Origin of the sequence: Microbacterium sp. 70-16 (assembly GCF_001898315.1) — a bacterium.
GTDB lineage: Bacteria > Actinomycetota > Actinomycetes > Actinomycetales > Microbacteriaceae > Microbacterium.
The window spans coordinates 125,714-139,496 of record NZ_MKTQ01000014.1 but is presented as its reverse complement, the minus strand read 5'-3'; the positions used below and the strand labels follow the sequence as shown (position 1 = coordinate 139,496).

The following is a 13,783-nucleotide window of genomic DNA, read 5'->3' as shown; positions in this document are numbered from 1 at the left end:
GGTCAGCCCAGCATCGATGCGCCGTTGGTGGCGCTGTAGGCGATGACGTTGAGCCAGAACACCGCGACGACGCCGAGCCCGGCGAGCAAGACCAGACCGAACTCCCACCACACCCGGCGCCATCCGATCGCGAACGCGACGCCGAAGGCCACGAGTGGGAATGCGACGGCGAGCAGCAGCACGAACCAGCCGTAGCCGTTGAGTGTCAGCGTGCCGGTCGCCTGCGAGATGAGGAACTCCACCGCATTCCACACCGCGTAGGCGTAGAAGAGGCCGAAGAAGACCGAGATCGTGACGATGAGCCACACCGGCAGTGCGCCGCGGTGTGCGGGTCGTGCGGGCGACTCTTGCGTGCTCACTGTCCCACCGCCCCGACCATGATGAACGGCCACGGCACCAGCAGTGCGAGGCCCGCGGCGAGCCACAGCACGCGGATCCAGGTCTTGGTGCCGCGCGTGAGCGCGTACGCCGTCCCGAACCAGAGCGCGGGCGCGGCGATCGCGAGCCACAGCGCGAACTGATAGCCGACGGGGCTCACGAGGAACTGTGCGGTGCCCGCCAGTCGTGACCCGCCCACGATCCAGCCGATCGTGTACAGCAGGTAGATGCCCGCGATGATGCCGATCGTGACGAGCGCGACGTTCGACAGGGATGCCGGCGGGGCATCCTCCGCGGCATCCGCCGGCACGTCTGCCCGGCCCGCGAGGGCCTCACTCCCCCGCCCGACGGCCGTGAAGCCGTCCGGAAGAGCCGGTGCCGGAGCCGGCTCAGGCTCAGGCCGTGCCCCGACGTCCAGCGTGGGATCGTCGTCGCCGCCCCAGCTCAGGGCGTCGTCATCGCGTCCGGTGCTCACCCGCCCAGCGTAGCGGGGTGGCAGGCGGCCGAATGCCGAAGACCCGGCCCCCTTGTGAGGGGGCCGGGTCCGTATGGCTTGTAGCAAGCCTGATCCGACGGGTGTGTCGGAGTCGTGGACGAAGGTCAGCGCGCGGCCGAGCCCTCCGTGTAGTCGCTGTCCTGCTGCTTCCACGCGAACAGGGCGCGCAACTCCTTGCCGGTCTTCTCGATCGGGTGCTGCGCCTCCTTCTCACGCAGCGCGAGGAACTCGGGGGCACCGGCATCCTGGTCGTTGATGAACCGCGTGGCGAACGCGCCCGACTGGATGTCGGCGAGGACGGCCTTCATGTTCTCCTTGACCGACGGGTCGATCACGCGCGGGCCCGAGACGTAGTCGCCGTACTCGGCCGTGTCGGAGATCGACCAGCGCTGCTTCGCGATGCCGCCCTCCCACATGAGGTCGACGATGAGCTTGAGCTCGTGCAGCACCTCGAAGTACGCGATCTCGGGCTGGTAGCCCGCCTCGGTGAGCGTCTCGAAGCCGTACTGGACGAGGTGGCTCATGCCGCCGCAGAGCACCGCCTGCTCGCCGAACAGGTCAGTCTCGGTCTCTTCCGTGAAGGTCGTCTTGATGACGCCGGCGCGGGTGCCGCCGATCGCCTTCGCGTACGAGAGCGCGGTCGCCCACGCCGTACCGGAGGCATCCTTCTCGACGGCGATGATGTCGGGGATGCCACGGCCCGCGACGAACTCGCGACGCACCGTGTGGCCGGGGGCCTTCGGCGCGACGAGGATGACGTCGACGCCCTCGGGAGCGTCGATGTAGCCGAAGCGGATGTTGAAGCCGTGCGCGAACGCGAGCGTCTTGCCCTCGGTCAGCCGGTCCTTGATGGACTCGCTGTAGATGCCGCGCTGGTGCTGGTCGGGCGCGAGGATCATGATGAGATCGGCCCACTCGGTCGCGTCCGCAACGCTCTTGACCTCGAAGCCGTCCTCGGCCGCCTTGGGCGCCGACTTGGAGCCGTCCTTGAGCGCGATGACGACCTCGACACCAGAGTCGCGCAGGTTCTGCGCGTGGGCGTGGCCCTGCGAGCCGTAGCCGACGATCGCGACCTTCTTGCCCTGGATGATGGACAGGTCGGCGTCGGCGTCGTAGAGGATCTCAGCCATGTGTGTGTTTCTCCTTGATTGGGTGGTGATCTCGATACACCCGCTGCGCGGGCACTCGATCAACGAACTAGTTGCGCAGGACGCGCTCGGTGATGGATTTGCCGCCGCGGCCGATGGCGACCATGCCGGACTGGGCGAGTTCCTTGATGCCGAAGGGCTCGAGGGCGCGCAGCAGGGCGTCGACCTTGCCGCGGTCACCGGTGACCTCGACCACCAGGGCATCCGTCGCATAGTCGACGACGGAGGCGCGGAAGAGGTTGACGACCTCGATCACGTTGGAACGCGTCTGGTTGTCGGCGCGCACCTTCACGAGCATGTGCTCGCGCTGGACGGATGCCGCGGGCTCGAGCTCGACGATCTTGATGACGTTCACGAGCTTGTTCAGCTGCTTCGTCACCTGCTCGAGCGGCAGTTCCTCGACGTCGACGACGACCGTGATGCGCGACAGGCCGGGCACCTCGGTGACGCCCACGGCGAGCGACTCGATGTTGAAGCCGCGCCGTGCGAACAGCCCCGCGACGCGGGTCAGCAGGCCGGGCTTGTTCTCCACGAGGAGGCTCAGGACATGCTTGCTCATCTCAGTCCTCCTGGTCGAAGCTCGGCGCGTGGTCACGCGCGTACTGGACGTAGCTGTTGCTGACGCCCTGGGGCACCATCGGCCACACCATCGCGTCGGCCGACACGACGAAGTCGATCACGACGGGGCGGTCGTTCGTCTCGAGGGCCGTCTTGATGGCCGCGTCGACGTCCTCTTCCTTCTCGACCCGCAGGGCGAGGCATCCGTACGCCTCGGCGAGCTTGACGAAGTCGGGGATGCGGACGGTGCCGTGGCCCGTGTTGAGGTCGGTGTTCGAGTGGCGGCCGTCATAGAACAGCGTCTGCCACTGGCGCACCATGCCGAGGCTCGAGTTGTTGATGATCGCGACCTTGATCGGGATCTGGTTGATGACGCAGGTCGCGAGCTCCTGGTTGGTCATCTGGAAGCAGCCGTCGCCGTCGATCGCCCACACGACGCGGTCGGGTTCGGCGACCTTGGCCCCCATCGCGGCGGGCACCGAGTAGCCCATCGTGCCGGCGCCGCCGGAGTTGAGCCACGCGTTGGGACGCTCGTACTTGATGAACTGCGCCGCCCACATCTGGTGCTGGCCGACGCCTGCGGCGTACACGCCCTCGGGGCCGGTCAGCTCACCGATGCGCGAGATGACGTACTGCGGCGACATCAGGCCGTCGCTGGGCTGCGAGTAGCCCAGCGGGAACTCGTCGCGCAGGCCGTCGAGGTACGACCACCATTCGGCGATGTCGGGCGTCGTCTCGGCGATCGCGCCGCGGTAGGCGCCGTCGAGGTCGACGAGGACCTCACGCACGTCGCCCACGATCGGCACGTCCGCCGTGCGGATCTTCGAGATCTCGGCGGGGTCGATGTCGACGTGCACGACCTGCGCGTGCGGGGCGAACAGCGCCGCCTTGCCGGTGACGCGGTCGTCGAACCGCGCGCCGAGCGCGACGATCAGGTCGGCCTCCTGCAGCGCGAGGACGGCCGGCACCGTGCCGTGCATCCCGGGCATGCCGAGGTGCTGCGGGTGCGAGTCGGGGAACGCGCCGCGCGCCATCAGAGTCGTCACGACGGGCGCACCGGTCGTCTCGGCGAGCGTCAGCAGCTCGGCGGCTGCCCCGGCGCGCACGACACCGCCACCGACGTACAGCACGGGCTTGTGGGCGGATGCCAGCAGGTTCGCAGCCGCCTGGATCTGCTTGCCGTGCGCCTTCGTAACCGGCCGGTAGCCGGGGAGGTCGTAACGCGGCGGCCAGACGAACGGTGCTTCTTCCTGCTGCGCATCCTTCGTGATGTCCACCAGCACCGGGCCGGGACGACCCGTCGAGGCGATCTCGTAGGCGGCGGCGATGGCTCCGGGGATCTCCGAGGCATCCTTCACGAGGAACGAGTGCTTCGTGACCGGCATCGTGATGCCGACGATGTCGGCCTCCTGGAAGGCATCGGTGCCCATGAGCGTCGAGAACACCTGACCGGTGATGGCGAGCATCGGGACCGAGTCCATGTACGCATCGGCGATCGCCGTGACGAGGTTGGTGGCGCCGGGGCCGCTCGTCGCGATCGCGACGCCGACCTTGCCGGATGCCGACGCGTAGCCCTCGGCGGCGTGACCGGCACCCTGCTCGTGGCGGACGAGGATGTGACGCAGCGCCGTGGAATCCATCAGCGGGTCGTAGACGGGCAGGATCGCGCCGCCGGGCAGACCGAACACGTCGGTCACCCCCAGCAGTTCGAGGGAACGGACGACGGCTTCAGCCCCGGTCAGAACCGGAGCGGAGGCGCCGCGAGCGGGCGGCCGAGGAACGGCCGCAGCGGTGTCGAGAGACATGTGTGAGACCTCGGTGATCGAATGCGGTAAAGCGGGAGCCTAACCCGTCGTCGCGCCCTCAGCTGCAGAGCGCACGAGTTTCGAGTATTTGGCCAGGACGCCACGGGTATAGCGCGGGGGAAGGGGCTCCCAGCCATCACGGCGGGAGCTCAGCTCTGCGTCATCGACGAGTAGGTCGAGAGTGCGAGCCGCGATATCGACCCGTATCAGATCACCATCGCGCACGAAGGCGATGGGACCAGCGTCCACCGCTTCGGGTGCTATGTGGCCGATGCACAGGCCGGTTGTGCCGCCTGAGAATCGTCCGTCCGTCAAGAGTAGTACATCTTTTCCGAGCCCCGCGCCCTTGATGGCGGCGGTGATCGCGAGCATCTCGCGCATGCCGGGGCCGCCCTTCGGGCCCTCGTACCGGATGACGACGACGCTGCCGGCTTCGACATCACCTGCCTCGAGCGCGTCCATCGCGGCGCGCTCGCGCTCGAAGACGCGCGCGGGCCCTTCGAAGACCGAGGCGTCGAACCCCGCGGTCTTCACGACGGCACCCTCGGGCGCGAGCGACCCGTGCAGAATCGTGAGGCCGCCGGTGGCGTGGATGGGGTTGTCGAACGTGTGGATGACTGTGCCGTCGATGGGGTCGGGGTCGAGTTCGGCGAGGTTCTCGGCGAGCGTCTTGCCGGTAACGGTGAGGGCGTCGCCGTGCAGGAGCCCTTCGTCGAGCATCGCCTTCATGATGACCGGGATGCCCCCGTGGCGGTCGACGTCGTTCATGACGAAGTTGCCGAACGGCTTCATGTCGGCGACGTGCGGCACCTTGTCGCCGATGCGGTTGAAGTCGTGCAGGTTCAGGTCGACGTCGGCTTCACGCGCGATCGCGAGCAGGTGCAGCACGACGTTGGTCGAGCCGCCGAGGGCCATTGCGAGGGCGATCGCGTTCTCGAACGCCTCCTTCGTGAGGATGTCGCGCGTCGTGATGCCGAGCTGAAGCAGATTGACGACGGCCTCGCCGGAGCGGTGCGCGAAGTAGTCGCGGCGACGGTCGGCCGCGGGCGGAGCGGCCGAGCCGGGCAGGCTGAGTCCGAGCGCCTCGGCGACCGAGGCCATCGTGTTGGCGGTGTACATGCCACCGCACGCGCCCTCACCGGGCGCGAACGCGCACTCGATGCGCTTGAGGTCGGCCTCGCTCATGCGCCCCGCGAGGCAGGCGCCGACGCCTTCGAACGAGTCGATGATCGTGACGTCCTTCTCGGTGCCGTCCGAGAGCTTGACCCAACCGGGGGCGATCGAACCGGCGTAGAGGAAGACGCTCGACAGATCGAGCCGGGCCGACGCCATGAGCATTCCGGGGATCGACTTGTCGCAGCCCGCCAGCAGGACGGTGCCGTCGAGGCGCTCGGCCATGACGACCGTCTCAACCGAGTCAGCGATGACTTCACGGCTCACGAGCGAGAAGTGCATGCCCTCATGACCCATCGAGATGCCGTCCGACACCGAGATCGTGCCGAACTGCAGCGGGTATCCGCCGCCCGCGTGCACACCTTCTTTGGCGCCCTGTGCGAGGCGGTCGAGACTCAGGTTGCAGGGCGTGATCTCGTTCCAGCTCGACGCGATGCCGATCTGGGGCTTGTCCCAGTCTTCGTCGCCCATGCCGACGGCGCGGAGCATGCCCCGGGATGTCGTGGCTTCGATGCCGTCGGTGACGACGCGACTGCGGGGTTTGATGTCGATGGCGTCGGTGTCCTGCGTTGCTGAACTGTCAGGCATTCTCGCAGTCTATGCCCGCAGGCGGGCCCGTTCATGTGCGAGTCCGACAAGCAGCGACGACAGTTCTCGGATGCCCTCGACACGAACCGCGGCCGCGGTCTCTCCCCCGCCCACGCGCACGCCGACGTCCCCCCGTGCGAGCGAGCGCAGGGCGTCTTCGTCGGTGACGTCATCGCCCGCGAACAGGACGGCGGTGGCGCCGGTCTGCGCTCTCAGTCGCGCGATGGCGGCGTCTTTGCCTTCGCTGCGGAAGGAGAACTCGAGGACGTCGTGCCCGAGGCGGCGGCGCCAGTGCGGGGCACGCTGCGCGACGAGCGCGTCGACGGCGGCGTGCAGCGGTGCCACGCTGCCCGGCGCGGCGAGGCGCGTGTGCACGGCGAAGCCGAAGGCTTTCGGCTCGACCCAGGCGCCCTCCTGCTCCCCCGCGATACGCGCAGCCGCGCCCTGAAGTTCGTCGCGCAGCGCGAGCGCCGCGGCATCCGTCACCTCATCCTCGGGAGCGGGCCACTGCTCGGCGCCATGCGAAGCAGCCAGCAGCACGGGCGCATCGTCGTCGTGCTCGGCGATGATGCGGAGGTCGTGCAGCGTCCGGCCCGACACGAGCGCGACGCTGGTCGCGGGAGCCGCCACGAGGGCATCCAGCGCTGCCCGGGCCTCCGGCAGCATGCGCGCGCTCATCGGTTCATCGACGAGCGGCGACAGCGTGCCGTCGAAGTCGAGCGCGACCAGCAGGTGCCGAGTGGGTGCAAGCTGGGCGATGGCAGCGTGGGGAGTCACCGCCGCGCCGTCTCGAGATCGGCAAGGAAGGTGCGCGACCACCCGGCGACGTCGTGGTCGCGCACGCGTCGCCGCAGCGCCCGCATGCGGCGACGCTGCTCGGCGACCGGCATCTCCACGGCGGTCATGATCGCGTCCTTGAGGCCCTCGATGTCGTGCGGATTGACCCGGATGGCCTGCGTCAGCTCGTCGGCCGCTCCGGCGAACTCGCTCAGCACGAGCACGCCGCGCCCGTCGACGCGACTGGCGACGTACTCCTTCGCCACGAGGTTCATCCCGTCGCGTAGCGCCGTGACGAGCATCACGTCGGCCGCGAGGTACAGGGCGACCATCTCCTCGCGCGGGTAGGCGTGGTGCAGGTAGCGGATCGCGCTGTGGCCGACGGTGTCGTGGTCGCCGTTGATGCGCCCCACGGCAAGCTCGATCTCGTCACGCAGCTGCATGTAAGCGGTCACCCGCTCGCGGCTGGGACTGGCGACCTGCACGAGAGTCACCTCGGTCTTGTCGAGCCGCTGCTCGGTGAGCAGTTCGCCGTAGGCCTTCAAGCGATGCCCGATGCCCTTCGTGTAGTCGAGTCGGTCGACGCCGAACAGGACGACGGCCGGGTCGCCGAGTTCTGCCCGGATCTCGCGGGCTCGCGCCTGCACGTCAGGGCGTCGGGCGAGCTCGTCGTAGACGGCGGCATCGATGGAGATGGGGTAGGCCCTCGCGACCGCCGTGCGTGCGCCGTCCGCCGTGGGCACGCGGATCGCGCCAGCCTTCGTCTCATAGCCGAGCTGACGCCGGACGGCGGTGGCGAAGTTGCCGGCATCCGCGGCGCGCTGGAACCCGATCACGTCGGAGCCGAGCAGCCCTTCGAGCACTTGACGACGCCACGGCAACTGCGAGTAGATGCCATATGCCGGGAAGGGAATGTGGTGGAAGTATCCGATCACAACGTCGGGACGCAGCTCGCGCAGCAGGCGCGGGACGAGTTGCAGCTGGTAGTCGTGCACCCAGATGGTGGCGCCGGAGGCAGCGACGGATGCCGCGGCCCGCGCGAACCGCTCGTTGACGCGGACGTACGCATCCCACCATTCCCGGTGATACGTCGGCGGTGAGATGACGTCGTGATACAGCGGCCAGATCGTGTCGTTCGAGAAGCCCTCGTAGAACAGCTCGACATCCTGCGCGCTCAGCGCGACGGGGACCAGCTCCATGCCGTCGAATGCGAAGGGCTCGAGATCGAGATCGCTCTGGCCCGGCCACCCCACCCAGGCTCCGCCGGTGGACTGCAGCACCGGCTCGAGGGCGGCGACCAGGCCGCCGGGCGAGCGGCGCCAGCCCTCGTCGTCAGGGGACCGGTCGACCGGCAGTCGGTTGGAGACCACGACGAAGTCGGCCTCTGCGGTGGTGTCACTCACGGTGTCGCTCACACGGCTCCTCTCGGCAGGCGTCTGTCCAGGCTAACGTGGTCACATGCGCAAGTACGTGTTCGGAACCGGGATCATCACCGCCGTGACCAGCGGCATGGCCCTCTTGCGCGGAACGCGCGACGGTGCGCCGTGGACGTGGCGGCAGGCGCTCGCCTGGCTGAGCTGGGGCATTACGCTCGCGCTCGCGATCGGGACGATCGTCGACACCTATCGCGCGTCGCGGGGCACGTTGATCGCCGAGGACTCCCCCGTGCACGGCAGCGAGCAGAAGCTGCTGGCGAAGCGACTGAAGCGGTAGTTAGGGCGCGCTCAGCGCGGGACTGCGCTCAGCGCGGGCAGGTGCAGCGGTCGGCCACCGCGACGCCCGCCAGAGCCGCGTCGATGTGCTCGCCGCAGCCGGCCCAGGTCGTCTTGCCGCACGTGGAGCAGGTCGCGGGGTAGCACATGGGGGTTCCTTCCGTAGGTCGCCCGCCATGTTAGTCGGCCAGGCTGCGATGTCGGAGCCCCGGCGTACATTGCGAGTATGGCTTCCGAACCGGTGATCGAGCATCCGAGTGACACGGACGTCCTCGGCCTGTTCTTCACCGGGGTCGAGCAGCACCAGTATGAGCTGAACCGGACGGCGGCGCGACGCGCCGCGTCGCTGGCAGACGCGATCGGGTTCGCGCGGGCGCACCCCGAGATCTACGCGCTCCCCGGTGATCCTGCGCCGATCGCTACGGCCGAGCGGTGCGCGGTGATCGACGCGGCCCTGCGGCTGCAGCTGTCGGAGAACCAGGTGCGCAATCTCGTCTCGGCGGCCGATCGTGCACGGGCGCTGCTGCCGGCCCTCTGGGAGCGCGCGTGGGAGGGCTTCGCGACTCTCACGCAGGTGGAGATCGGCGTCGATCTGCTGAGCCGATTCGATGGGCATGAGGATGCCCGGGCCGTGTTCGACGCGGCTCTCGCCGAGGCCGCGCTGACGTGCTCTCCCGGGGCGTTCCGCGCGAAGGCAAGGCGCCTCGCCGACCGGCTTGCTCCGGCCGACCCGGTGGTCGAGCATGAAGCCGCGTTCGCGAGACGGCGACTGAGCATCGAACGCGACCAGGCCGGGATGTCGTGGGTGCACCTCTACACCGACACCGCCAGAGCCCGGGCGATCTATCGGTGTGCGACGTCGACGGCGAAGAACACGCGAAAGCGCGCCCGTCGCGGGGGCCTGAACGATCCCCGTACCCGCGACCAGGTGCGGGCGGACCTCGCCGCCGGGTGGCTCACCGGCGCGGGGACTCCTACCGCGGTCAAGACGAAGGTGTACGTCACGGTACCCGCCGATGTCTTCACCGAGACGGCCCGCGCGTCCGTCCGCGCGCTGCCCGTCCCGGCGGGCGCACCCGACCTGAATGAGGCGGCACGCCTGGACACGGGCGAGACGATCGATCGGGCGACGGCGATCCGGATGCTCCTGGAAGCCGGGTCGTTCACCCGTATCATCACCGACCCCGTCACCGGAGTCATCCTCGACATGGACCGCCGCTCCCGGAAGGCCACGCGACAGCAGCGGGAATGGCTGATCCAGACCCACGCGACCTGTAGCCGAGACGGGTGCACACATCCCGCCGCCGACTCCGACGTCGACCACTGGGATCCCTACAACGGACCGAATCGCGGACCCACCGGCCTCTCGAATCTCGGCCCGCTCTGCGCCACCGAGAACCTGGACAAGCAGCGCACGCGGTTCCGCTACCGGCGCCGTCCCGACGGGACCGTCCAACTGACCACCCCGACCGGCCACAGCACGAGACCGCCGCGGCCCGGCGAACGCGAGGCCGCCGAGCTCCTGGCGCGCCTCCGCGACGGATGCGCGCCGCCCCTCCCCGAGCAGCCGCCGTTCTAGAACAACGCGGTCGGGAGCGGCGACGTCGCCGCGCGCGTCAGCGCGTGAGGATCAGCGCCTCGCCCTGGCCTCCCCCGCCGCACAGTCCGACGGCGGCGGTGCCGGAGCCTCGGCGGACGAGCTCGTGCACGGCGTGCACGACGAGCCGGCCACCCGACGCGCCGATCGGATGCCCGAGCGCGATGCCTCCACCATGGATATTGACGACGTCTTCCGACACTCCGAGCTCGGCCTGCGAGTGGACCACAACGGCGCCGAATGCCTCGTTGATCTCGACGAGATCCAGGTCGGCCGCCGTGAGGTGCTGACGCTCGAGAGCCTGCTCGATCGCGCGCGCCGGCTGGGCGTGCAGCGAGTTGTCCGGCCCGGCGACCTGCCCCGCGGCACCCGCGACAGCGAGCACGGGCCAGCCGCGCTCATCCGCGTGCGCACGCGTCGTCAGCACGACCGCCGATGCCCCGTCGGAGATCTGTGACGAGTTGCCCGCCGTGATCGTCCCGTCTGCCGCGAACGCAGGTCGCAGGCCCGCGAGCGTCTCGACGGTCGTGCCGGGGCGGATGCCCTCGTCTGTCGTCACCTGCACCGCAGGGCCCTTGCGCTGCGGAACCTCGATCGAGACGATCTCTGCGTCGAACAGCCCCTCGGCCTGGGCGGCCGCCGCACGCTGATGCGAGAGCGCCGCGACGTGATCCTGCGCGGCGCGCGTGATCTCGAAGGTCGGGTTCAGCCGCTCGGTCGACGCACCCATCGACTCCTTGTCGTAGGCATCCGTCAGCCCGTCGAGCGCCATGTGGTCGAGCACCTCGAACGAGCCGTACGACCAGCCGTCGCGCGAACCCATCAGCAGGTGCGGCGCGCGCGTCATCGACTCCATGCCGCCCGCGACGACGACCGTCGCGTCGCCCGAGGCGATCATGCGCTTCGCGTCGATGATGGCGGTGAGGCCCGACAGGCAGACCTTGTTGACCGAGGATGCCGGAACGTCCCACCCGAGGCCGCCAGCCAGGGCCGCTTGACGGGCCGGGTTCTGTCCCGACCCGGCCGGCAGCACCTGCCCCATGATGACGGCGTCCACAGCGTCCTCCGGAATGCCTCCCTGCGCGAGCGCCCCCGCAATGGCGAATCCGCCCAGCTGCGGCGCGCTGAACGAGGCGAGCTGCCCCTTGAGCCGCCCCTGCGGAGTGCGGGCGGCGGCCACGATCACGATGTCGTCGATGCTCATGCGTGTTCCTTCAGATTCTCGGAGATGATGAGGGTGGGCTCGGTCGCGGCGACGACCTCGTCGACCGTGACACCCGGCGCGGTCTCGACCAGGACCAGCCCGTCGGCGGTCACGTCAATGACGGCGAGGTCGGTGATGATGCGGTCGACGACCCCACGGCCGGTGAGCGGAAGCGAACAGGCATCCACGATCTTCGCCGAACCGTCGCGGGCGACGTGCTCCATCAGCACGATCACACGGTCGGCGCCGTGCACGAGGTCCATCGCGCCGCCCGGCCCCTTGACCATCTTTCCGGGGATCATCCAGTTCGCCAGGTCGCCCGCGGCCGACACCTGCATCGCGCCCAGGATTGCCGCGTCGATCTTGCCGCCGCGGATCATGCCGAAGCTCGTCGCCGAGTCGAAGAACGCGGCGCCGGGCAACACCGTCACGGTCTCTTTGCCGGCGTTGATGAGGTCGGGGTCGACGTTCTGCTCGGTCGGGTACGGACCGACGCCGAGGATGCCGTTCTCAGACTGCAGCACGACGGTGACCTCGGCGGGCACGTAGTTCGGCACGAGCGTCGGCAGGCCGATGCCGAGGTTGACGTATGAGCCGTCGGTGAGTTCAGCGGCCGCGCGGGCGGCCATCTCGTTGCGGGACAGTGCCATCTCAGGCTCCTTCGGGGATGTCGCGGGAAAGGGCCTCGTCGACCGACACCGTGCGCCGTTCGATGCGCTTCTCGATGTCGCGGCCGACCTCGACGATGCGGTGCACGTAGATACCGGGCAGGTGGATGCTGTCGGGGTCGAGCGTTCCCGCGGGAACGAGCTCTTCGACCTGCGCGATGCAGATCCGCCCCGCCTGCGCGGCGAGCGGGTTGAAGTTGCGGGCCGACTTGTTGAAGACGAGGTTGCCGTGCACGTCGCCGCGCTCGGCGTGAACGAGGGCGAAGTCGGTCACGATCGCCTCTTCCAGGACGTACTCGCGGTCACCGCCCGAGACGCCGAACGTGCGGACGTCCTTGCGCGGCGACGCGACGGCGATGCCGCCCTGACCGTCGTATCGGCGCGGCAACCCGCCCTCGGCGACCTGCGTGCCGACGCCGGTCTGCGTGTAGAACGCCGCGATGCCCGCGCCGCCGGCGCGCAGCTTCTCGGCGAGCGTGCCCTGCGGCGTCAGCTCGAGTTCGAGCTCACCGGAGAGGAACTGGCGCTCGAACTCCTTGTTCTCCCCGACGTACGACGACGTCATCTTGCGGATGCGCTTCGCGTTCAGCAGCACCCCCAAGCCCCAATCATCGACGCCGCAGTTGTTCGAGACGATGGACAGCTCCGACGTGCCCTGCGCGAGCAGCGCTTCGATGAGAGCGATCGGGTTGCCGGAGAGCCCGAAACCACCGACGGCGAGGGATGCCCCGTCCGCGATGTCCGCAACGGCGTCCGCCGCCGAGGGGTAGGTCTTGTCGATCACGTGTACTCCTTCGTGCCGTGTGACTCCATCCTGTGCTCCTCGATCGGCGGGCGCACCCGCGTGCTTGCGATGTGGAGCATTGCACACGTAGTGTCCATAGTGTGGACATGCACGCTTCTCGCTCGATACCGGGCGCGCAGTCCGTCGCCCGCGCGGCTGCCCTGCTGCGACTCATCACGGGCGCCGGCGACGAGGGCGTCACGGTTGCCGATCTCGCCCGCCGCGCCGACCTCACCCGCCCGACGACACACCGCCTGCTCGCCGCGCTGCGGCACGAGGGACTCGTCGACCAGGACGAGCGCAGCAGCCGGTGGATGCCGGGTCCCGAGCTCTATCTCATGGGGACCGTCGCCGCCGCACGTTACGACATCACGGCGATCGCGCGCGACATCGTGCGCTCGCTCGCCGTGCGCACGGAGGAGAGCGCGTTCCTGTCGGTGCGTCGCGGCGACGAGACGGTATGCCTGATCCGCGAGGACGGCAGCTTCCCCATCAGGTCGTTCGTGCTCTCCGAAGGCATCCGGTTCCCGCTCGGCGTCGCGTCGGCGGGGCTCGCGATCCTCGCGTTCCTGCCGCCCCACGATGTGGACGCCTATTTCGAGCGGCATCCCGAACTCGCCGAACACTACGGGTCGGCGCATGCCGAGGCGCGACTGCGCGCACGCCTGCGCGAGACCCAGTCGCGCGGGTTCGCGCTCAACCCCGGACTCATCGTCGAGGGCAGCTACGGCATCGGCGCCGCCGTGTTCACGAAGTCGGGGCATCCGCAGTGGGCGCTGAGCCTCACCGGCGTCGAGTTTCGCTTCACTCCCGACCGCATCCCCGAGCTCGGTCGCACGCTGCTCGCGCACGCGCACCAACTGTCCACGCGCGTGGCCGCGGGCGCGCGCTGACA

Annotated in this window: 14 protein-coding genes; 3 read left to right on the top strand and 11 right to left on the bottom strand. The window is 69.3% G+C overall.

The window, feature by feature from the left end:
- Window positions 1–2 precede the first annotated feature (2 nt).
- From BGO46_RS05600 to BGO46_RS05565, 8 genes are all read right to left on the bottom strand, one after another.
- Window positions 3–359, bottom strand: a complete 357-nt coding sequence (locus BGO46_RS05600) for a bacitracin resistance protein (RefSeq protein ID WP_292677445.1) — start codon at window positions 357–359, stop codon at window positions 3–5.
- Window positions 356–853 (bottom strand): DNA polymerase III subunit gamma/tau, encoded by a 498-nt coding sequence (locus BGO46_RS05595; RefSeq protein WP_292677443.1) that lies wholly within the window; start codon window positions 851–853, stop codon window positions 356–358. Before BGO46_RS05595 ends, BGO46_RS05600 begins: the two co-directional genes overlap by 4 nt.
- Before the next feature lie 125 nt (window positions 854–978).
- A complete protein-coding gene (ilvC, locus tag BGO46_RS05590; protein WP_292677441.1) occupies window positions 979–2,004 on the bottom strand; it encodes a ketol-acid reductoisomerase in 1,026 nt (341 codons plus the stop codon).
- Between the two features lie 67 nt (window positions 2,005–2,071).
- Complete coding sequence (gene ilvN / locus BGO46_RS05585) at window positions 2,072–2,581, bottom strand: acetolactate synthase small subunit (protein WP_292677439.1); 510 nt, start codon at window positions 2,579–2,581, stop codon at window positions 2,072–2,074.
- A gap of 1 nt (window position 2,582) precedes the next feature.
- Window positions 2,583–4,385: an acetolactate synthase large subunit gene (locus BGO46_RS05580; protein WP_292677437.1), complete on the bottom strand. Its 1,803-nt coding sequence runs from the start codon at window positions 4,383–4,385 to the stop codon at window positions 2,583–2,585.
- 39 nt (window positions 4,386–4,424) lie between these two features.
- Complete coding sequence (gene ilvD, locus BGO46_RS05575; protein WP_298045667.1) at window positions 4,425–6,146, bottom strand: dihydroxy-acid dehydratase; 1,722 nt, start codon at window positions 6,144–6,146, stop codon at window positions 4,425–4,427.
- Window positions 6,147–6,155: 9 nt separating this feature from the next.
- On the bottom strand, window positions 6,156–6,923 hold the full coding sequence (gene otsB, locus BGO46_RS05570) for a trehalose-phosphatase (RefSeq protein WP_292677435.1): 768 nt from the start codon (window positions 6,921–6,923) through the stop codon (window positions 6,156–6,158).
- Window positions 6,920–8,338, bottom strand: coding sequence for a trehalose-6-phosphate synthase (locus BGO46_RS05565; protein ID WP_292677433.1), 1,419 nt, complete (start codon window positions 8,336–8,338; stop codon window positions 6,920–6,922). The genes otsB and BGO46_RS05565 overlap by 4 nt, the downstream gene beginning before the upstream one ends.
- Window positions 8,339–8,381: 43 nt before the next feature.
- Between BGO46_RS05565 and BGO46_RS05560 the strand changes: the two genes are divergently transcribed.
- Both BGO46_RS05560 and BGO46_RS05555 read left to right on the top strand, forming a co-directional pair.
- Complete coding sequence (locus tag BGO46_RS05560) at window positions 8,382–8,636, top strand: hypothetical protein (RefSeq protein ID WP_292677431.1); 255 nt, start codon at window positions 8,382–8,384, stop codon at window positions 8,634–8,636.
- 225 nt (window positions 8,637–8,861) lie between these two features.
- Window positions 8,862–10,214, top strand: a complete 1,353-nt coding sequence (locus BGO46_RS05555) for an HNH endonuclease signature motif containing protein (RefSeq protein WP_292677428.1) — start codon at window positions 8,862–8,864, stop codon at window positions 10,212–10,214.
- Between the two features lie 37 nt (window positions 10,215–10,251).
- Here BGO46_RS05555 and BGO46_RS05550 read toward each other — a convergent pair whose 3' ends face one another.
- From BGO46_RS05550 to BGO46_RS05540, 3 genes are read right to left on the bottom strand one after another with little or no spacing between them, the layout of a single operon-like run.
- On the bottom strand, window positions 10,252–11,436 hold the full coding sequence (locus BGO46_RS05550) for an acetyl-CoA C-acetyltransferase (RefSeq protein WP_292677427.1): 1,185 nt from the start codon (window positions 11,434–11,436) through the stop codon (window positions 10,252–10,254).
- The gene (locus BGO46_RS05545) at window positions 11,433–12,086 is read right to left on the bottom strand and encodes a CoA transferase subunit B (protein WP_292677425.1); all 654 of its coding nucleotides are present in this window, start codon (window positions 12,084–12,086) and stop codon (window positions 11,433–11,435) included. The genes BGO46_RS05550 and BGO46_RS05545 overlap by 4 nt, the downstream gene beginning before the upstream one ends.
- 1 nt (window position 12,087) lies before the next feature.
- Complete coding sequence (locus BGO46_RS05540; RefSeq protein WP_292677423.1) at window positions 12,088–12,888, bottom strand: CoA transferase subunit A; 801 nt, start codon at window positions 12,886–12,888, stop codon at window positions 12,088–12,090.
- Window positions 12,889–12,995: 107 nt separating this feature from the next.
- On the opposite strand from BGO46_RS05540, the gene BGO46_RS05535 reads away from it, so the two are divergent.
- Window positions 12,996–13,781 carry an IclR family transcriptional regulator gene (locus BGO46_RS05535; protein ID WP_292677421.1) on the top strand — a complete coding sequence of 262 codons (786 nt, stop codon included), beginning with the start codon at window positions 12,996–12,998 and terminating at the stop codon, window positions 13,779–13,781.
- Window positions 13,782–13,783: the final 2 nt, after the last annotated feature.